The sequence below is a fragment of the Burkholderia orbicola genome, from assembly GCF_900100915.1.
Classification (GTDB): domain Bacteria; phylum Pseudomonadota; class Gammaproteobacteria; order Burkholderiales; family Burkholderiaceae; genus Burkholderia; species Burkholderia orbicola.
Map to the genome: position 1 here is coordinate 1,606,603 of NZ_FNKW01000001.1, position 20,006 is coordinate 1,626,608.

Below are 20,006 nucleotides of genomic sequence, written 5' to 3' on the forward strand. Positions count from 1 at the left end.
GCCGTCACGTCAGACGGTATGCGCCGTTTCGTCCGTCGTCACGCGTCCGACTGAAAAATGTGCGGCAAACGCCTCCCGGAGCCGCTCGGCCATTTGAATCCAGTTGTCGCCGCGCCCACGCCGGAACAGCCGCACCGTGCCCGGATACCAAGGCGAATCCTCACGGTCGTGCATCCACCGCCAGTCCACGTCCTGATTCGGCAACAGCACCCAGCAAGGCTTGCCGAGCGATGCGGCCAGATGCGCGGTCGACGTGTCGACGCACACCACGAGATCGAGTTGCGCGACGATCGCGGCCGTATCGGCGAAATCGTCGATTTCCGAGCCCAGGTGCAGCAACGGCAGGCTACCCGGCGGATGCCGCGCCTCATCCTCGCCCTGCCCCTTCTGCAGGCTCACGAAATTCACGCCGGGCACGCTCCACAGCGGCGTCAGCAAGGCAAGTGACGGCAGTGAGCGGTGCGCATCGTTGTGATGCTTCGGGTTGCCTTTCCACACGAGCCCGACGCGCGGGCCGGCCGGCAGCGCATCGAGGCGCGCGCCCCAGCGAGCGACGCGCGCCGGATCGGGTACGAACCGCACCGGCGGCGGGATCGTGTCGAGTGTCGTGCCCGCGTGCATCGGCGCGCTCAACAGGCTCGTCCAGTAATCGAATTGCCCGGCCTGCGCGGTGGCCGCCTCGTGATCGAGCACCGCGTCGACACCGTCGACCGTCTCCATCAGTCGATGCAGCGCCGGCTGGCACGCGAACACCACCCGCGCCGCGCCCCTCGCGCGAAATTCCGCGAAATAACGGCTGAACTGCAGCATGTCGCCAAGACCATCCTCCTGCCAGACGAGCAGCGTCTTGCCGGCCAGCGGCTCGCCTTGCCACTGCGCGCACCGCAGTACCTCGCGGGTTCGGCGGTGCACGAACGTCGACTGCTCGTAGCGCGATTCGTAGCGGCGCCAGCCTTCCTCGAATCGTCCACGGCCGAGCAGCAGCGTCGCCAGCCCGAAGCGCGCGTCGTCATAGTCGGCGCGCAGGTCGAGCGCGCGACGGTATGCGCGTTCGGCTTCATCGAGTTGGCCCGCATGCGCCAAGGTCGTGCCGAGGTTGTAGTGCACCTCGGCCATCTGCGGCGCGAGCGCCAGCGCGTCGGTGAACGCGACGGCCGCTTCATCGTGGCGGCCCTGCGCACGCAGGACGCAGCCGAGATTGTTGTGTGCCTGGGGCAGGCCGGGCCGGCAGCGGATGGCGTCGCGATAGGCCGCCTCCGCTTCGGACAGCCGATCGAGGTTCTGCAGCGCGACGCCGAGGTTGTAATGCGCTTCCGGATGATCTGGACACAGTGCGATGGTCTGCCGGCTAGCCGCCTCCGCTTCCGGCAGCCGCTGCATGTCGACGAGGATCGCGCCGAGATTCGCGTGCGCGAGCACATGATCGGCGCGAACGGCGATCGCGAGCCGGTACGCGAGCTCCGCCTCCGCGGGCCGGACGAGGATGCGAAGCAGGTTGCCGAGATCGGTCAGCACGTCGGGCGACCGCGGCTCGATCGACAGGGCCTGCCCGAACGCCTGCTCGGCTTCGTCGAACCGACCGAGCGCTTCGAGCACCTTGCCGAACCGGTGATGGTGCGACGCGCGCAACGGCGCGACGCAGGCAAGCTGCCGGCGCAGGATCACTTCGGCTTCGGGCAAGCGCTCCTGCGACAGCAGCAGCGCGTGAAGGCCGTCGTATGGGGGCTCGAACGCCGGCATCGCGTCGATCGCGCGCCGCCACCACGCCTCGGCATCCGCCAGCCGGTTCAGGCCCAGCGCACAGACGGCCGCGACGTGCAGCGCCGCGACGTCCACCGCGGGCGCGTCGAGCAGCGGCGCGATGTGCGACAGCGCGTCGGCAAACTGTCCGTTCTGGCACAAGGTCGCGGCGTGTTGAACGCACGCGGAAACGTCGGAAGCTGGCGTCGTCATGGAGGGCTGGGCAAAGCGGCGGACATTCATCCCGTCCGGCCGTCACGGCGGCAGCCCGGCATGCGCGACGCGTGTCGCGCCCGGGCGACCGTTTCGGCACGGAGAGCGTCGATTGACAGGTTACCGAAGCACGCGCGCACGCAATGCGGCGATCTGAGCCCATTCCATGCGGTTGTTCGGGCGATGGCCCCGTCACCCCGTGCGTGGCGGGGCCTCGCTGAACGACACCGGCCGTCCGCTCAGCTCGACGAACATCCCCCGCAACTGCTCGAACTGCACGAGCTGGAACTGCACGAACTCGACGAACTGCAGCTCGACGACGAGCAACTGCTGTCGGACGAAGTGCCACCGCCCGCTTTCGCCGCGGCGGCCGACGAGACCTGCGAGGCCGCCAGCACCGGGCCTGCATACGCCGACCATACGGTACCGGCCAGCGCGCCTGCACCGAACAGCGCTGCGGTCCACAGCAACGGGTCCGGATCGTCGCGTTCGGCGTCGCGTATCCCGGACGCTCCCTGCCCGCTGCGTACGTGCCGCGCGTCGCGCGCAGCCCGCGGATCGTGCGCGTTCCGGCGCTCGAGCAGCGCGGCGCGCCCGGCCGCCGTTGCACCGCCGCGCCCGAAGCCGGTCAGCCTTCCAGCGACGATCCGGTACGCGATCGCGAACACCGCCATGCAGATGCACAGCAGCAGCACGGGCCGCCCGCGGCTCAAACCGACCGCAAGCTTCGCGGCACCCGTGCCCAACACGAGCAGCGCGATCGCGCGCGCGGCCATCAGGGACGCGCGCAACTCGCCGGGCGCCCATAACCAGCCCTGCGCACGCATCCCGTCGACGACCTCCTGCGCATACCTCGCAAGCCGCTCGCGAAACACGCCGTAGCGTACGGTGCCGGACGGTTGTTCGTTGAGCCACGCGCAGTAGTCGTCGTACCGGCCCGCGCGTTCCAGATCCGCGATCTTCACGTAGCTGCCTTGCCGGTGAACGCTCCACAAGCCGACCGCGCCCGCATGCGCGAGCGACATCGTCACGACCTGCGCGACCCGTGCTTCGCCGCCGGTGAGATAGGCGACTTCGTCGGCGCTCAGCCCGGACGAAGCCTTGCGCGTGCGCCGGCCCCAGCGCCGGATGCGAAATTCGATAGCCTGGAGCGCGACGATCAGCAACAACGCGAGAATACAGGCCGGCACGTAGAACGCGAGAAACTGCGGTCCCGTGTAGTCCAGCACGTCGAGATCCTGCGCCGATGCGCAGGTCGCGGCGACGCTCGCGGCCGCCGCCGGCCACACGAGTTTCGGTAGACGGTCGCGCCATGCGCGGCGCGGCGCCACGGCGGCCATGCGCTCGGTCTGCCGCGCCTCTGCATCCGCCTCGGCCTGCCGGTCGACCGGACGCGGCCAGATCGATGCCGGCGGCTCACAGCCGAACAGCCGACGATAGCTGTCGAGCGTGTCGCGGTAGCGCTGCGCGTACACGGCGGCCTCGTCGGGCGCGCCGGTACCGGGCATATGGTGCAACCGTGCGCGCAGCACGTCGGCGCAAAAGACATCCCAGTATTCGAGCGTGTATTGCAGATGGAAATGCCACGCGGCATCGACCGCGACCGACGGCGTGACCGGATACCCGGCCGCCTGCGCGAGAAACGCGAAGCGCTTGTATTCGTCGATTACGGCCAGCGCGTGGTCGTGCGACCAGCCTTCGGCTTCGGCGAGGCGCCGGCTGTACGGCAGCGGCGCATGCGGATCGTCGGGGGAATACGCGTGCAGACGCGCAAGCAGCGCCTGCTGCGCATCGGTCAGCGGGCAGGCAGCGACTGCGGTCGAGGTAGACGGGATGGCAGCCATCGGGAGTTGGCGCGATGCGCGGACGGCCGCCGCGATCGACGCTTGGAGTTGTCGTTGCGGGCGATTCTCGCACAACGGCGAATGCACCGGCACTGCCGCCTGGGACCGGCTCGGCGCGACGATGACCGCATCCGGGATCGAACCAGCAACCCCTGCCTTCGGAGTTTTACCTACGCGTGCCTAACCCTTCTCCGGCAAGGCTCCGCAGGCCGCGCCCCCGGCAGAACCAAGGCTGCGCAAGCGCACTCAAGCCCGCCCCGGTTCACCCAGGCTGCAATTCGGCTGCACGGCACTCGCCCGTGAACCTCGGCACCCGTCCATGAAGCGTAAAGCGCGATGCACGTCGCGACACGCGCCCGGCTGCGTGTCCGCGCAGACCACGCACGCATCTCGTTGAGCCCCGCCCCGCGAAGCTCGACCATGAGCACCATCTTCACTGCCTCACGGCTCGAGACCTCGCCATGGCAAACAGCACGACTTCGATACGCGTTCGCGGCACGCCGGCCGGCACCGCCGCCGCCACTCCGCCCCTTCAGCATCGGCAGGCCCGGCCATGATCGCGCGCACCCTGCAGGGCGACACGGTGGACACGCTGTGCTGGCGTCACTACGGCCGGACCGACGGCACCGTCGAGACCGTGCTCGAGGTCAATACCGGACTTGCCAGCCTCGGCGTCGTGTTGCCCGCCGGCACGCCCGTCTACCTGCCGCCGTTCGACACCGTGACGAGCGCACGCCCGTTGCTGCAATTGTTTGACTGACCCTGGAATCGCCGTCATGGCCGAACCGAATCTCACTACCGCCGCCATGCTGTCCGCCGCGATCGGCGTCGCCGGGCTCGCGCCCGGTATCGACGGCAATGCGCTGATCGGCGCGTTCACCGGCGCCGCGCTCGTGGTCGTCACCTCGAAGGAGATCGGGGTCGCGCGGCGTACGGCCTATCTGCTGATCTCGCTCGTGATGGGCTATCTCGCCGCGCCGGAAATCGTCGGCGCGACGCCGATCCACTCGACCGGCGTCGCCGCGTTCTTCGCAGCGGCACTCGTGATCACCGTGACGCTGCAGCTGATCGAGCGGATCAAGACGCTGGATCTCCTGGCGCTGTTCCGCAAAGGAGGGTGACGTGCCGTTCCCGTTCGCGCTGATCGCGCTCGCCGCCCACCTCGCCGTGCTCGTGCGCGTGCTCACCTACCGACGCAACGGCGCACGGCACCGGCGCCACGCATCGTGGTTCGCGTGGAGCCTCGTCGCCGTCACCGGTGGTGCATCGATCGAGTTGCTGCTGCATACCGGCTCCGTCGGTTTCTTCGATGCGGCCACTTCGGTGTTCCTGGCGATGTTCGTCTGTAGCACGCGCGGCAACGTCGCGCGTCTCCTGAGGAGCGAATGACGATGAAGACCCGCCGCCTCGGCGACCACGGCGACCACGGCGACGACGTGGGCCTGCTGCAACGCAGACTGATCCGCGCCGGCTATGCGGTGCAGATCACGCACGTCTATGACGCGGCGACCGAAGCCGCCGTCATCGCCCTGCAACGCAAGACCGACCTCGTCGACGACGGTATCGCCGGCCCGAAGACCTATGCGGCGCTGGCCACCGGCCAGCGCGATCCGAAGCATCTGGCGCTCGCCGATCTCGAACGCGCCGCGCGCACGCTCGACGTGCCGCTTGCCTGCATTCGCGCGGTCAACGAAGTCGAGTCGCGCCGCGCCGGCTTCCTGTCCGGCGGCCGCCCGGTCATCCTGTTCGAACGCCATGTGTTCTGGAAGCGGCTGCAGGCCCGCGGGATCGATCCCGCGCCGTTCGCGGCTCGGCAGCCGGACATCGTGTCGCGCACGCGCGGCGGCTATCGCGGCGGCGGCGCGGAATATCTGCGTCTCGCCATGGCCGAGTCGATCGACGCCGGCGCCGCGTGGGAATCCGCGAGCTGGGGCGCGTTCCAGGTGATGGGCTATCACTGGGAACGCCTCGGCTACGCGGGCATCGACGCATTCGTCGCGTGCATGGAAGACGGCGAAGCACAGCACCTCGACGCGTTCGTCCGCTACATCGCGGCGGACGACGCGCTGCGCCGCGCACTCGGCGCACGCCAGTGGGCCGCATTCGCCCGCGCGTACAACGGGCCCGACTATGCGGCGAACCTCTACGACGTGAAGCTCGCGCGTGCCTTCGACCGCTACGCGTCGCTCGCAGCGGCATCGATGCAGGCCGCGGCCGGACCGACCGATGCCACCACCACATCCATCGCATGAACGCATTCGCCGCGAAACTCGCCGCCGGAATCGTCGCGCTCGCCGTGTGCGCCGCCGTCGCGCTGTACGTGCACGGGCTGCGCGCCGAGCTGGCGACGGCACGGCAGCAACGCGTCGATGCGCAACAGGCGCTCGCCGCGCGCGACGGCGTCATTTCGCGCCTGCAGCAGGACGCCGCCGAGCGCGCGCGACAGCAAGCGCGGCTCGACCGCTCGCAAACCGCCATCGCGTCGACGCTCGACGCCATTCGACTTGAAAACCGGAGATTGACCGATGAAAACGCCGCGCTTCGCGCCTGGGCTGATACTCGTCTGCCTGACGACGTTGTCCGCCTGCAAGCCAGTCCCGCTCTCACCGGCGCCGGCGATTATGTCGAACACGTGCCAGACGGTGAAACCGTGCACGCTGCCGATGCTCGCGCCGCGGACCAACGGTGAACTCGATGGTGCGCTCACGCTCGTCAAGGCCGCCTGGGCGACGTGCGCGGCGACCGTCGACATGATCGCGGCGTGCCAGGCCGGCACGGCCGCCCCCGACTATGGAGCTCATCCGCATGATTAAGCCGGACAGCCTGCGGCGAGCGCTCGCCGCCGCCATCCCGTCGATCGCCGCCGAACCCGGCGCGTTGACCGTGCTCGTCGAGCAAGGGTCGATCGCGACGACCGGCACGTTGACGCCGTCGTTCGAATACCGGTACACGGCCCATGTACTCGCGACCAACTTCTCCGGCGACACCGATCCCGTGTTCGTCGCCCTGATCGAATGGGTGCGTGCGAACCAGCCGGATCTCGTGACGAACCCGGCCGCACGCGCGAGCGGCATCACCTTCGAGGTGGGCATCCGCGACCAGGCCGCGGTCGACCTGTCGATCCGGCTGGCGTTGACGGAAAGCGTCGTCGTGACGACCGGCCCGGACGGCCAACGGGTGATCACGCACGTCGACGACACCCGCGTCGACCCGGCCGATACGCTCACCTGGGTCGCGCTGCCGCAGATCCGCTGAGCCGGGCGGGCGCTGGCCCGCCTTCGCTCGAGCCACATCATTGCTCCCGACAACGACCGCATGCCGCAGCCCGTTGGCTCCCCTTGCCCGCTACGCGAAACCGCCCGCACGGCACCGGCCCCCTCTTCCTGTCGAATCGGCCACCGCAACGACACACATCCTGACGACGGCCTCGCTGCGTAACCCGCAACGACGGCCCACGCGACTTCTCCGCTAAACGCCCGCCCAGCCATTCACGCGGCATCCGTTGCCCGTCGCCGCGGCGGTCAGTCCGCCGAAACATCCGTCCTATCGCCCCGTCCCGACATCGATCGGCACACCCGCGCTCAGACCTCGTGACGCCGTCGCGAAGGCGCACGACTCCATCCTCATGCGAACCGGTGCTGCGATTGTCGACGCACGCCTGCATGCCGGCATCCGCTGCGCGCTGTCCCCGCCGCGACGACACAGGCGATCGCTCGCGTCGCGTTGCCCCGGCCGGCACCATGGCTGCATGGACGCAAATGAAATTCAACGGCAGGCACGCAACGCAGTGCGCAAGGGCACGATCCTCGCGGTCGACCATGCGGCTGCGTTGTGCCGCGTCTCGGTCGGCGACGCCGATACCGATGGCAACGGACTGCAGACCAACTGGATTCCATGGGTGGCCGGCACCGCCGGCGGCACCCGTGACTGGCTGCCGCCGACGCCCGGCGAACAGGTCGTGCTGCTCTGCCCGATGGGCGACCCGGCGCAGGGTGTCGCGCTGCGCGGCGTCTATTCGAATGCGGCGCCAGCACCGGCCGCGAGCCCGGATACCCATGCACGCGTCTATCCGGACGGCGCCAGCATCACGTACGACCATGCCGCGCATGCGCTCACGGCCGAGCTGCCGGCCGGCGCGACCGTGCGCGTCGTCGCGCCGGGGTCGGTCGTCGTGCAGACCCGGGACGCCACCGTGCAGGCCGAGCGCATCACGCTCGATGCGCCGCAGACGACCTGCACCGGCGCGATGACGGTCAAGGGGCCGTTCGCATTCGAAGCCGGCATGACCGGTACGGGCGGCGCCGGCGGCGGCGCCACGATGCAGATCGACGGCGCGGCCACCTTTACCCGCGAAGTGACATCCCGGGGCATCAGCCTCCCGCATCACACGCATCGCGAACAAGGCGATGGACAACTCGTGAGCGAACCGCAATGAAAGGCATGAACGCGAACACCGGCCGCTCGATCTCGGGCCTGGACCACTTCTACCAGTCGATCGGCAAGATCGTGACGACGCCGCTCGCGTCGTGCGTGAAGCGCCGTACGTTCGGCTCCGAGCTGCCCGACCTGATCGACGCACCGGGCAACGGCACCGTGCGCACGCGGCTGTATGCCGCCGTCGCCACGGCGCTGATGCGCTGGGAACCGCGCCTGACGCTGACCCGCGTCGTGCTCGCCGCGGACGACGCGAACGCGGCCGCCGGCGCGCTCTATCTCGACATCGAAGGCTGGACCGGCGAGAGCGGCACGGCCGTGTCGACCCGCGTGCCGGTTGCGAACGGGAGCCCGGCATGAGCGTGACGCCGATCGACCTCTCCCAGCTGCCGTCGCCCGACGTCGTCGAAACGCTCGACTACGAGACGCTGCTGGCTGCGCGCAAGGCACGGCTCGTGTCGCTCTACCCGGCGGCCGAGCAAGCCGAGATCGCCGCGACGCTCGCGCTCGAGTCGGAGCCGCTCGTGAAGCTGCTGCAGGAAAACGCGTACCGCGAACTCGTGCTGCGCCAGCGCGTGAACGACGCCGCGCGTGCGGTGATGCTCGCGTATGCCGTCGGCACGGACCTCGACCATCTGGCGGCGCTGTTCGGCATCCGGCGCCTGACGATTTCGCCGGCCGATCCGGAACACGACCTCGCGGCCGTCATGGAAAGCGACGCCGACCTGCGCGCCCGCACGCAGCTCGCTCCGCAGAGTTTCTCGGTCGCCGGCCCCGAAGGCGCGTACGTCTCGCATGCCCGCAACGCGGACGGCCGCGTGCTCGACGCCTCGGCGATCAGCCCGGCCCCGTGCGAGGTGCTCGTCACGGTACTCGCACGCGATGGCGACGGCACGGCGACGCCGGCGTTGATCGACGCCGTGGCCGCCGCCCTGCAGGCCGACGACGTTCGGCCGCTGACCGACAAGGTCACGGTGCGCGGCGCGGACATCCTGCGCTACCAGGTACGCGCGCGGCTAGTGTTCTTCGCCGGCCCGGATCGCGCGGTGGCGCTCGCGCAAGCCAACCGGGCAATGAAGCAGTACACCGATTCCATGCACCGCCTCGGGATGGAAGTCACGCTCGACGGCATCTATGCGGCCGCCCGCGCGGCCGGCGTGCAGAAGGTGATCCTCGAAAGCCCGCTCGCGGGCCTGCCGGCGACCAAGCAGCAGGCGCCCTATTGCACCGGGATCGAGCTGATCGACGGCGGGGTGTACAGCAATGAATGACATCCTGCCGCCGAACGCGACGCGGCTCGAGCGCAGGCTCGCCGCGACGAACGCCCGTATCGACGACGTGCCGACGCCGCTCGCGACGCTGACGAACCCGGACACCATCCGGTCCGACCTGCTGCCGTGGCTCGCCTGGCACCTCGGTATCGATGCGTGGAAGGACTACTGGCCCGAATACGTGAAGCGCGCCCGCGTCGGGCAGGCGATTCCGATCGCCCGCCGCAAGGGCACCGCGGCGTCGGTGCGCGAGGTCGTCGCGGCCTTCGGCGGAAACATCGTCCTGCGTGAATGGTTCGAGCAACAGCCGCCGGGCGCGCCCGGCACGTTCGACCTCGTGATGACGGTCAGCGGCCAGGAGGGCGAACCGCCGACCGCCGAATACGTGGCCGACATCCTCGCGGAAATCGACCGCACCAAACCCGTCCGGGCGCACTACACGTTCACGCAGGGCTTCGAGATGCGGGGCCGACAACCGATCGGCGCCGCCGCACGCGTGGCGGCCTATCGCCGCCTCAACTTCACCGACTACTGATCGCACATGGCAACCCAGATCATCATCACCGACGCCGGCCGCGCGGCGCTCGTCGCCGCCGGCAACGGCGGTACGAACGCCCACCAGGTCGTGGAAATCGGCCTGGCGAACGCACCGTTCGTCGCCGACAAGGGGCTCACCAAGCTGCCGAACGAGCTGAAGCGGATCAAGTCCTTCGGCGGCGCCAACGTCGCGCCGGACACGATCCATACGACGCTGAAGGACGACTCGGCGGACCAGTATTCGCTGTACGGCTTCGGTCTCTACCTCGAGAACGGCGTGCTGCTGGCCGCGTACGGCCAGGCGACGCCGATCATGGAGAAATCGCCGGCCGCGTTGCTGCTGCTGTCGACCGACATGCAGTTCGCGACGATCGACGCGACGCAGCTGGTGTTCGGCGACGCGTCGTTCCTGAATCCGCCGGCGACGACGGAGCGGCAGGGCGTGGTCGAGCTGGCGACGCAGGGGGAAGTCGACGCGGGCAACGACGACACGCGCGCCATCACACCGAAGACGGCTGCGTCGCGATACGCGGCGTTGACCGGCGCGAAGTTCACGGGGCCGGTCATCACCGAATTCGATGCGGGCCCGGATACCGCGCACGTGTCGATTCGCCCTCCGTCGGGCAAGAACGGCCGCGAAGGTCGCGTGCGTCTGCACGGCACGTTCGGCGGCAACAACCCGGATACGGGATCGCACCTGGTCGCAACGATCCGCTCCGGTTTCGACAACGGCGCCTGGGGCCGCGAGTACGTCGATCTGTGGCTGAATCGCACGGCCAATGACGTCCAGTCCGATTCGTACCAGGCGCGCGCGCTGCGCATCGGCTACGGCGGCCGCGTGCTGGTGGGCGACGTCAAGAACGACGACGGGAATTCGCGACTGCGGGTCGGTGGCGACACCGTTGCCGAAGGTACGAGCTATTCGAAGGCTGCATCGATCGACGGGGGCGCCGGCAACTTCTCGACGCTGTTCTTTACCGACGGCGGCAAGATCCGCTGGTCGATGTTCAAGCGCGACGGCGCGGCAACCGCGGGCAACGGCGGCAACGATTTCGGCGTGAATGCGTTCGCGGACGACGGTGTCACGCAGTTCCCCGCGTTTCGCGTCAGCCGGGGCACGCAAGCGTTCTCGGTCGCGAAACGCCTGCTCGTCGGTGATATCGGTGATGACGGCCGCAATGCGATTCAGGCGGCGGGAAACGCGACTTTCAATGGCGGGTTGACCTCGCGGGCGATGGACGTCAACGGTGCCCATTTCCGCGCGATCTCCGGCGACTACGGCGCCTTCCTGCGCAACGACGGCACGAACGTGTATCTGCTGTCGACGAACAAGGGCGACCAGGAAGGCCAGTGGAACGATTTCCGTCCGGTTACCTGGAATCTCGCGACCGGTCGCGTCTCGATCGATGACACGGGATCAGGTACGGCGATCGGCGGAAACGCCACGGTTCGCGGCGAACTTTCCGTGGGTACCGGTCAGGCTCAAGGCTCCATCCGTGTCGGCCCGGTCGACGGCTTCCTCTATTCGAACAGCGAGGGCTATGGCTGGTGGACGCCGACGAAGGGCGCGTTCCAGTATTACATCGCCGATCGCACTTTCCGCATCGACGGCAATCCCGTGTGGCACTCCGGGAACCTGGCGCCGCTCGACCGTGCGACGGGTGGAACGCTGTCGGGGGATCTCCGGTTCGATCCGGGCAAGCGGATCTACCTGGCGGAAGGCAGCGCGCAGGCACCGTCGCTCACGTTCATCAACGATGGCGCACCGGACACCGGCCTGTACCACATCAACGATGGATCGTTCGGCGTCACGTGCAACTCGGTCGCGCAGGCATCGTTCACGCCCGGCGGCACTGTCTTCAAAACGCCGGTACAGGGTCCTACGCCGGCGGCAGGCGACCGGTCGACCGCACTTGCCACGACCGAATGGGTGCTGGCTGCGCTGTCGACGACGGCTGTCGGCCAGATTGTCTTCGAGCCTCGCACGTCGGTACGGGCCGGCTTCCTGAAAGTCAACGGCGCGCTCGTCAAGCGAGCCGATTACCCGGCGCTGTGGGCCTACGCACAGGCCAGCGGTGCGCTGGTGACGGAAGACGAATGGACGAAGGCTCTCTGGGGCTGCTTCTCGTCCGGCGACGGCACAACGACGTTCCGGCTGCCGGAGATGCGCGGCGAATTCATCCGGTGCTGGGACGACGCCCGCGGCATCGACACCAATCGCATCCTCGGCTCATGGCAGGACAGCGCGAACCGCTGGCACAGCCACGGCGCAAGCGCCAGCGGCGTGGGCGACCACGCTCACAGCGCGTGGACGGACACGCAAGGCTGGCACGGTCACCCGGTCGGGCAGGACGCGCACGCCCACGGCGTCGGCCTCGGTGCCGATGCGGCCTACGGGACCAGCGTCGGGCGTGCTTATGGCCCCGACAACGGCCGCCAGTTCAGCATCGGAACCGATGCCGCGACGGTCAATGTCTGGGTCGGTGGCGACGGCAACCACGCGCACAACGTCGGCATCGGCAACGCGGGAGCGCACTCGCACGCGATCACCGTCAACGGCGACGGCGCCAATGAAACGCGACCGCGCAACGTCGCACTGCTCGCGATGATCCGCGCTTACTAGGAACAGGGACAACCATGCTGATTCACAACTTCGACGCAGTGACGGGGCAATACCTTTCGAGCTGCCTGGCCGACCCCGATCCGATGAACGCCGATCGATGGCTGATCCCGGCGTTCAGCACGCCCGACCCGCTGCCGGAGCGTCCGCAAATGACCTGGCCGTTTCGCCGGAACGATGCCTGGATATTGCTGCCGGACCATCGCGGGCAAGTCCTGTACCGACAGGACAACGGCGAGCCGACCGAAATCATGGCGGCCGGTACGACACCCGACGAGCTCCGCCTGACGGACCAGCGCCGCCCCTCCGACGACCATGTGTGGCGAAACGGGGAATGGGTGCTCGACGCGGCGCGCATCGCGGAGAAACAACGTGCTGCCGCGATGACCGAATTCGAAACGCGGATGGCACGCGCCCGCGACATGAATCGCGGCAAGGCCGACGCATTCGCAGCCCGCCGACTGTCGCGCGAAGAAGCCTATTACTTCCTCGCCTGGACCGACTACCAGCTCGACCTCGTGCGCGTGATCGAGTCCGAGCGCTTTCCCGACGTAGCGGAGTGGCCCGCCGAGCCCGAACCGTTCGACGTCGTCTGCGGGCCGATGCTGTCCGAATACGACAGCCGCATCCGCAAGGCGCGCGCGTTTCTCGATACGCATGGCGACGCATTTGCGAATGGCTCGTTGTCGGCGGTCGATCAGATCAACTATCGCGCGTGGAAAACCTACGCGGATGCGCTCGAGCGCGCAGTCGACAACGCGCTCGGCGACCGGCAAGTCGTCTGGCCCGACGAACCGGTACCGCTCAAGAATCCGGCTCACGACGCGCCGGAGAACCCCGAACGAACTGCGTAAGGCGGCGGGCCGCATGATGCGCGCCCGCAAGCGAACGTGATCTCGTTTCCGTTTTTCATTCATCACAGGAGCCACACACCATGCCGCAGGATTACCACCACGGCGTACGCGTCATCGAAATCAACGAAGGCAGCCGCCCGATCCGCACGGTGTCGACGGCCGTCGTCGGCATCGTCTGCACCGCGTCCGACGCCGACGCCACCGCCTTCCCGCTCGACACGCCGGTCCTTCTGACCAACGTCGTCGCCGCACTCGGCAAGGCCGGCACCAAAGGCACGCTGCGCCGCACGCTCGACGCGATCGGCCGGCAAACCAAGCCCGTCACGATCGTCGTGCGCGTCGCCGAAGGCAAGGACGCCGGCGAAACGGCAACCAACGTGATCGGCAGCGTCACCGCCGACGGCAAGTACACCGGCATGAAGGCGCTGCTCGGCGCGCAGGCACGCTTCGGCGTGAAGCCGCGCATCCTCGCGACGCCGGGCCTCGACACGCAGCCCGTCGCCGCCGCGCTGGCGTCGATCGCGCAATCGCTGCGCGCATTCGCGTACGTGTCGGCCAATGGCGCGAAGACGAAGGAAGACGCCGTCGCCTACCGCAAGCAGTTCAGCCAGCGCGAGCTCATGGTGGTCTGGCCGGACTTCCTCGCGTGGGACGACACGACCAACACGACCGTCGTCGTGCCGGCCACCGCGTATGCCGCCGGCCTGCGCGCGAAGATCGACAACGACACGGGCTGGCACAAGACGCTGTCGAACGTCGGCGTGAACGGCGTCACCGGCATCAGCGCCGACGTGTCGTGGGACCTGCAGGACCCGGCGACGGACGCGGGTTTCCTGAACGAACAGGACGTGACCACGCTCGTGAACCGCAACGGCTTCCGCTTCTGGGGTTCGCGCACGTGCTCGGACGATCCGCTGTTCGCGTTCGAGAACTACACGCGCACCGCGCAGGTCATCGCGGATTCGATCGCCGAAGCGCAGATGGCCATCATCGACGGCCCGCTCAATCCGTCGCTGCCGCGCGACATCATCGAGACGATCAACGCCAAGTTCCGCGAATGGATTTCGCAGGGCTACCTGATCGGCGGCTCGGCCTGGTACGACCCGGAGCCGAACACGACCGACGTGCTGAAGTCCGGCAAGGCGTATCTCGACTACGAATACACGCCGGTTCCGCCGCTCGAAAACCTGATGCTGCGCCAGCGCATCACCGACCGTTATCTCGCCGATTTCGCCGCGCGCGTGAGCGCGTAACGACCGGCCTCACCAGGAGTCAAACACGATGGGTATGCCTCGCAAACTCAAGGGATTCAACCTGTTCCAGAACGGCGAGAACTTCGTCGGACAGGTCGTCGAAGTCACGCTGCCGAAGCTCACGCGCAAGATGGAGGACTACCAGGGCGGCGGCATGAGCGGCCCGATCAAGGTCGACTTCGGGCAGGAAGGGATCCAGCTCGAATGGACCTGTGGCGGCTTCATGCGCTCCGTGCTCGGCCAGTACGCGATCACGAAGCACGACGGCGTGCTGCTGCGCTTCGCGGGCGGCTATCAATCCGAGGATTCGACCAATGTCGACGCGATCGAGATCGTCATCCGCGGCCGTCATAGCGAAATCGACCCGGGCACCGCGAAGTCGAAGGAAGACACCGCGTTCAAGGTCACGACGGTGGCCAGCTACTACAAGCTGTCCGTGAACGGCCAGGACGTGATCGAGATCGACTTCGTCAACATGATCGAGAAGGTCAACGGCAACGACCTGTTCGCGGCGCTGCGCAACGCGATCGGCCTGTAATCGGCCATCCGGCCGGCTAAGCCGGCCGGGCCCGCCTTCCCCTTTTCTCCCGACTGATCACGCACAGGACCACCATGAATCCGATCCAATCCGACGCCGCCGCGACCGACCAGCAAGCCGATCTGCAGGCCGATGCGAGCGCCATCGCGACACCCGGGCAGGACGATCCGGCGACGCATACGCTCGACACGCCGCTCGTGCGCGGCAACCAGACGATCACGTCGATCACGCTGCGCAAGCCCAAGTCGGGCGAGCTGCGCGGCGTATCGCTGTCCGACCTCGTCAGCCTCGACGTGGTCGCGCTGTCGAAAGTGCTGCCGCGCATCAGCTCGCCGATGCTGACCGAAGCCGACGTCGCCAGCATCGATCCGGCCGACCTCGTACAACTGGGGGGCATCTTCGCCGGTTTTTTGATGCCGAAGGCCGTGAAATCCCGACTGGCCTCCCAAACCGCATAGAAGACCCGATGGCGGACATCGCGACGGTGTTCGGCTGGACACCGCCCGTGATGGACGCCTTCAGCCTGGCCGAGCTGATGGACTGGCGTGAACGCGCGCGAGTGCGTGCCGGCGCCCAATGAGCGAAACGATCGAAGATGGACAACACCCTGAAACTGCGCGTCATGGTCGACATGATCGACAACATGACGAAGCCCCTGCAGATGATGCTGACCGGCAACAAGGGGCTGGCCGACTCGCTGCGGGCCACCCGCCGCGAGCTGGATGACATGGCGAAGACGCAGAAGCGCATCGGCGAGTTTCGCGACTTGCGCAGCGGTGTGGCGAAAACCGCGACCGACCTCAAAACAGCGAAGCTGCGTGCCGGGGAGCTGCGCGTGGCGCTGCGCGCGTCCGGTCCGCCGTCACGCCAGATGGTCGACGACCTCGCCAGGCTGGAGCGCACGGCCACGAATTTGACGGCCACGCAAGGCAGGCAGGTCGCGCGCATCCGCGAACTGCGCACCCAGCTCGTGGGCGCGGGCATCGACACGCGCCACCTCGACCAGCACGAATTCGCGCTGGCCACGAACAGCGCGCGACGCAAGGCGAAGATGACAGCCGACGCGCTCGCGTACGACGACGCGCGCCGCCAGCGCGCCGATGCCAGGCGCGCGAGGATCGACGCACTGAGCGGCGTCGGCAAGCAATGGGCGGAGCGCGGCAAGACGATCATGGGCGCCGGCAAGAGCATGTTCGGCATGCTGTCCGAGCCGCTCGACGTCGCGAAGCAGGCCGAAAGCGAAACGCTGCGCCTGCGAGCGCAAGGCGCGTCGGCCGACGCCGTGACGTTCGCGCGCGCACAGCAGGTCGGCGGCCAGTCGGTCGTCGACAACTTGGCGCTGATGCGCGAATCGCTGTCGGCGCTGGGTGGCGACGAGCAACGCGCGCGCGTCGCGCTGCCGATGCTCGCGAACATGAAATCGGCGAACGAGGCGCTGTTCGGCAAGGACGACGCGAAGGCGAACGTCGACAAGTTCATGGCCATGCTGAAGGTGATCGACCTGCGCGGCGGCACGAAAAGCGAAGCCGCGTTCGGCGTCGAAGCGAACATCGTGCAGAAGATGCAGACGGCGACCGGCGGCAAGGTCAGCGGCGACGAGTGGAACACGTTCGCCGAATCGGGTGGCGGCGCAGCCAGGAAGCTGCGCACGGACGCGTTCTACTACCAGATGCAGCCGCTCATCGAGAAGCTCGGCGGCAAGGCGGCCGGCGAAGGCCTCGCGGCGCTGTCCGGCAGCCTCTTCGACGGCAAGGTGACGGCGCCCGCCGCACGGCAGTTGGCCGCGCTCGGTCTGGTCGATCCGAAGCGGGTCATGCATGCGAGGAACGGCGCGATCCGCGGGCTCGAGCCGGGTGCGCTCTCGGGCAGCGACATGCTGCAGGCCTCGCCGCTCGAATGGCTCGAAAAAGTGCTGCTGCCGAAGCTGGCGGCGAAGGGCATCACCCAGCCCGACAAGGTGAAAGCCGCGCTGGCGAAGCTGGTCCCCGACAAGGCCGCAGGAACCCTGCTCACCGCGATGTACGAACAACGCGAGCAGATCCGCGACACCGAAAGGCAGAGCGCCGCCGCCGACGGCATCACCAGGATGCGGGCGAAGGCCGCGGATTCGACCGCCGGCCGCGAGCTCGTCGTGCTCGCGCAATTGCGCGACCTGAAGCTCGAGATCGGCGAGAAGATCACGCCGGTCTACAACGCGGCGCTGGACGTCACGGCCAGGGTGCTCGAGAAGATCGTCCGGTTCGTGCGCGAACACGGCACGGCCACCCGGATCCTCGTCACGACCTTCGCGGCGCTGGGCGGGGTACTCACCGTCGCCGGCACACTGGCGAGCGTATTCGGCACCCTCCTGGGATCGGTCAATGTCCTGCGCTTCGCGACGTCGATGGCCAGCGCATTCAGTCTCGTCGGGCAGGCGCTGCTGGCCCTGGGCCGGCTGGCGATGGCGAATCCGCTGCTGGCCGTGATCGGGCTGATCGCGATGGCCGCCGTCTACGTCTGGCAGAACTGGGACACGCTCGGGCCGAAATTCATCGCGCTGTGGGACACGATCAAGGGTGCATTCGGCGCGGCCGGTGACTGGATCACCGCGAAATGGGACGCCACCGTCGAGTGGGTGAAGACCTCGCTCGGCGGCATCGGCGACTGGTTCGGCGACATCGGTACGCGTTTCGAGGAAATCGGCGCCAGCATCGTGTCCGGTCTGGTCGGCGGCATCACGAATCGCCTCGGCGCGCTGAAGGGCACGGTCGGCAACCTGGGCGGCTCAGCGGTCGGATGGCTCAAGGAAAAACTCGGCCTGCAGCCGTCGGCCACGCCCGACGGTGGGCCGGGCGCCGCCGCCGGCAATCCGAACCGCATGACGCGCACGGCCGCCGCGCTCACGACCGCCGCCGCGCTGGTCGGCCCGCCCGCGTTCGCGGCGAGCCCGGCGATCGGCGCCGCCGCGCCGCTCGAACGCTACAACCTGTCGCTCGACTACCGCCCGCCGCTCACGGCGCCGGCCGCCGCGGCGAGCGCCACGCCCGCGGCCGGCCCCGTCACCATCAACATCGCGCCGCCGCCCGGCGCCGATGCGGCCCAGATCGCCCGCATGGTGCGCGCCGAGCTCGAACGCGCCGAGCGCGCGAAGGCGTCGCGCACCGCGTCGCGCCTGTCCGATTGATTGTCCGCTGGAGGAAACCCGCCCATGATGATGTCGCTCGACCAGTTCGTTTTCAGCCTGGCGACCACGCCGTACCAGGAGCTCCAGCGCCAGCGCAACTGGAAGCATCGCACCAGCTCGCGCATCGGCGTGCGCGACGCGAGCCAGTTCACCGGCGCCGGCGATGACATGATCACCCTCACCGGCATCGTCGCGCCCGAAAACGGCATCGGCGAGATCGCGTCGATCGAGGCGCTCGCCCGCATGGGCGACGCCGGCGACGCGTACGTGCTCGTCGACGGCAACGGCAACGTGTACGGGGCCTACGTCATCGACAGCCTCAACGAAACGGCCACGTATCACACGAAGGAAGGCCTGCCGCGCAAGATCGCGTTCACGCTGACGCTCAAGCGCGTCGACGACGGCGTGCTCGCCGAAGTGCAGCAGGACGACGACAGCGGAGCGGCCGAGCAATGAGCACGCAGGAACGCAAGCCGGGCGACGCGCCGGCCCGCGCGGGCCGCGTGCAGCCGCAGGCCGACTACCGGATCACGCTCGACGGCCGCGACCTGTCGCGCCTGATCGCCCCCAACCTCATCAGCCTGTCGCTGGCGGAATCGCGCGCGGACGAGGCCGACATGCTCGACCTGGTCCTCGACGATGCGCAGGGCACCTTCGCGATTCCGAAACGCGGTGCGCGCATCAAGCTGTCGATCGGATGGGTCGGCGAGCCGCTGGTCGACAAGGGGGCGTTCACGGTCGACGAAGTCGAGCACGGCGGCGCACCGGACGTCATCACGATCCGCGCCCGCTCCGCATCGATGACGAACGACATGCACGAGCGCCGCGAGAAAAGCTGGCACCGGCAGACGATCGGCGCGATCGTGCGGACCATCGCCGCGCGCTACGGGCTCACGGCCGCCGTCGATGCAACACTTGCCGCGACGCGGATCGATCACGTCGACCAGACGCAAGAGTCCGACATGTCGTTCCTGACGCGCCTCGCGAAGCGTTACGACGCGGTGATGACCGTGAAGGACAAGCACTTGCTGTTCACGCCGATCGGCAGCGGCAAGACGGTCAGCGGCAAGCCGCTCGACGTGCTGGCCATCACGCGCGCGAGCGGCGACCAGCATCGCTATCACGTCGCGCAGCGCGACAGCTACACGTCGGTGCGCGCGCACTATCACTCGAATGGCAGCGCGCGCCGGCTCTCGGTGGTCGTCGGCGATGCCAAGGGCAAGAACGTCAAGGTGCTGCCCGAGGACTACGCGACCGAGGCCGAGGCGCGCGCGGCCGCGCAAGCCGAATATGCGCGCACGCAGCGCGGCGAATCGACGCTGAGCTATACGCTCGCGCTCGGTCGGCCCGAGCTGTTTCCCGAGATGCCCGTCACCGTGACGGGATTCAAGCCGGACATCGACAGCACGCCGTGGCTCGTGAAGAAAGCGACGCATACGATCGGCGACGGCGGCTTCACGACCGCGCTCGAGCTCGAGGTGCGCGACGCACCGAAGAAGACGCCTCGCGCCGGTCAGCGCTGACCGGCAGGCTCTGCCT

22 protein-coding genes are annotated in these 20,006 nt (G+C 68.4%); 20 read left to right on the forward strand and 2 right to left on the reverse strand.

Annotated elements, in window-relative coordinates; translation table 11 throughout:
- Positions 1-9: 9 nt before the first annotated feature.
- Together BLS50_RS07680 and BLS50_RS07685 are read right to left on the reverse strand one after the other, a co-directional pair.
- Positions 10-1,953 (reverse strand): tetratricopeptide repeat protein, encoded by a 1,944-nt coding sequence (locus BLS50_RS07680; RefSeq protein ID WP_074801689.1) that lies wholly within the window; start codon positions 1,951-1,953, stop codon positions 10-12.
- A 239-nt stretch (positions 1,954-2,192) separates the two neighbouring features.
- Entirely contained in the window at positions 2,193-3,797 is a 1,605-nt protein-coding gene (locus BLS50_RS07685; protein ID WP_074801692.1) for a TIGR04222 domain-containing membrane protein, read from the reverse strand.
- A gap of 553 nt (positions 3,798-4,350) precedes the next feature.
- Between BLS50_RS07685 and BLS50_RS07695 the strand changes: the two genes are divergently transcribed.
- From BLS50_RS07695 to BLS50_RS07790, 20 genes are all read left to right on the forward strand, one after another.
- On the forward strand, positions 4,351-4,557 hold the full coding sequence (locus tag BLS50_RS07695; protein ID WP_074801696.1) for a tail protein X: 207 nt from the start codon (positions 4,351-4,353) through the stop codon (positions 4,555-4,557).
- Between the two features lie 16 nt (positions 4,558-4,573).
- Positions 4,574-4,918: a putative holin gene (locus BLS50_RS07700; protein ID WP_074801698.1), complete on the forward strand. Its 345-nt coding sequence runs from the start codon at positions 4,574-4,576 to the stop codon at positions 4,916-4,918.
- Position 4,919: 1 nt separating this feature from the next.
- Positions 4,920-5,186: a phage holin family protein gene (locus BLS50_RS07705; RefSeq protein WP_074801701.1), complete on the forward strand. Its 267-nt coding sequence runs from the start codon at positions 4,920-4,922 to the stop codon at positions 5,184-5,186.
- Positions 5,183-6,049: an N-acetylmuramidase domain-containing protein gene (locus BLS50_RS07710; RefSeq protein WP_074801704.1), complete on the forward strand. Its 867-nt coding sequence runs from the start codon at positions 5,183-5,185 to the stop codon at positions 6,047-6,049. The genes BLS50_RS07705 and BLS50_RS07710 overlap by 4 nt, the downstream gene beginning before the upstream one ends.
- On the forward strand, positions 6,046-6,486 hold the full coding sequence (gene lysB, locus BLS50_RS36280) for an Rz-like lysis system protein LysB (RefSeq protein ID WP_074801709.1): 441 nt from the start codon (positions 6,046-6,048) through the stop codon (positions 6,484-6,486). The genes BLS50_RS07710 and lysB overlap by 4 nt, the downstream gene beginning before the upstream one ends.
- Complete coding sequence (gene lysC / locus BLS50_RS36170; RefSeq protein ID WP_256333976.1) at positions 6,374-6,610, forward strand: Rz1-like lysis system protein LysC; 237 nt, start codon at positions 6,374-6,376, stop codon at positions 6,608-6,610. The genes lysB and lysC overlap by 113 nt, the downstream gene beginning before the upstream one ends.
- Positions 6,603-7,052, forward strand: coding sequence for a phage tail protein (locus BLS50_RS07725; protein WP_074802769.1), 450 nt, complete (start codon positions 6,603-6,605; stop codon positions 7,050-7,052). The genes lysC and BLS50_RS07725 overlap by 8 nt, the downstream gene beginning before the upstream one ends.
- 493 nt (positions 7,053-7,545) lie before the next feature.
- Complete coding sequence (locus BLS50_RS07730; protein WP_074801714.1) at positions 7,546-8,232, forward strand: phage baseplate assembly protein V; 687 nt, start codon at positions 7,546-7,548, stop codon at positions 8,230-8,232.
- Positions 8,229-8,591 carry a GPW/gp25 family protein gene (locus tag BLS50_RS07735; RefSeq protein WP_074801717.1) on the forward strand — a complete coding sequence of 121 codons (363 nt, stop codon included), beginning with the start codon at positions 8,229-8,231 and terminating at the stop codon, positions 8,589-8,591. The genes BLS50_RS07730 and BLS50_RS07735 overlap by 4 nt, the downstream gene beginning before the upstream one ends.
- Positions 8,588-9,502, forward strand: a complete 915-nt coding sequence (locus BLS50_RS07740) for a baseplate J/gp47 family protein (RefSeq protein ID WP_069232026.1) — start codon at positions 8,588-8,590, stop codon at positions 9,500-9,502. Before BLS50_RS07735 ends, BLS50_RS07740 begins: the two co-directional genes overlap by 4 nt.
- Entirely contained in the window at positions 9,495-10,037 is a 543-nt protein-coding gene (locus tag BLS50_RS07745) for a phage tail protein I (RefSeq protein WP_074801720.1), read from the forward strand. Before BLS50_RS07740 ends, BLS50_RS07745 begins: the two co-directional genes overlap by 8 nt.
- Positions 10,038-10,043: 6 nt before the next feature.
- Positions 10,044-12,662, forward strand: a complete 2,619-nt coding sequence (locus tag BLS50_RS07750; RefSeq protein WP_074801722.1) for a phage tail protein — start codon at positions 10,044-10,046, stop codon at positions 12,660-12,662.
- A 14-nt stretch (positions 12,663-12,676) separates the two neighbouring features.
- A complete protein-coding gene (locus BLS50_RS07755) occupies positions 12,677-13,513 on the forward strand; it encodes a tail fiber assembly protein (protein ID WP_069232023.1) in 837 nt (278 codons plus the stop codon).
- An 80-nt stretch (positions 13,514-13,593) separates the two neighbouring features.
- On the forward strand, positions 13,594-14,766 hold the full coding sequence (locus BLS50_RS07760; protein ID WP_069232022.1) for a phage tail sheath protein: 1,173 nt from the start codon (positions 13,594-13,596) through the stop codon (positions 14,764-14,766).
- A gap of 28 nt (positions 14,767-14,794) precedes the next feature.
- Complete coding sequence (locus BLS50_RS07765; protein WP_048251463.1) at positions 14,795-15,304, forward strand: phage major tail tube protein; 510 nt, start codon at positions 14,795-14,797, stop codon at positions 15,302-15,304.
- Between the two features lie 74 nt (positions 15,305-15,378).
- The gene (locus BLS50_RS07770; protein ID WP_074801725.1) at positions 15,379-15,762 is read left to right on the forward strand and encodes a phage tail assembly protein; all 384 of its coding nucleotides are present in this window, start codon (positions 15,379-15,381) and stop codon (positions 15,760-15,762) included.
- An 8-nt stretch (positions 15,763-15,770) separates the two neighbouring features.
- A complete protein-coding gene (locus tag BLS50_RS07775; protein WP_006484104.1) occupies positions 15,771-15,884 on the forward strand; it encodes a GpE family phage tail protein in 114 nt (37 codons plus the stop codon).
- Between the two features lie 15 nt (positions 15,885-15,899).
- A complete protein-coding gene (locus BLS50_RS07780) occupies positions 15,900-18,467 on the forward strand; it encodes a phage tail tape measure protein (RefSeq protein WP_074801728.1) in 2,568 nt (855 codons plus the stop codon).
- Positions 18,468-18,491: 24 nt separating this feature from the next.
- Positions 18,492-18,923 (forward strand): phage tail protein, encoded by a 432-nt coding sequence (locus tag BLS50_RS07785; RefSeq protein ID WP_074801731.1) that lies wholly within the window; start codon positions 18,492-18,494, stop codon positions 18,921-18,923.
- Positions 18,920-19,990, forward strand: coding sequence for a phage late control D family protein (locus tag BLS50_RS07790; RefSeq protein WP_074801733.1), 1,071 nt, complete (start codon positions 18,920-18,922; stop codon positions 19,988-19,990). The genes BLS50_RS07785 and BLS50_RS07790 overlap by 4 nt, the downstream gene beginning before the upstream one ends.
- Positions 19,991-20,006 lie beyond the last annotated feature (16 nt).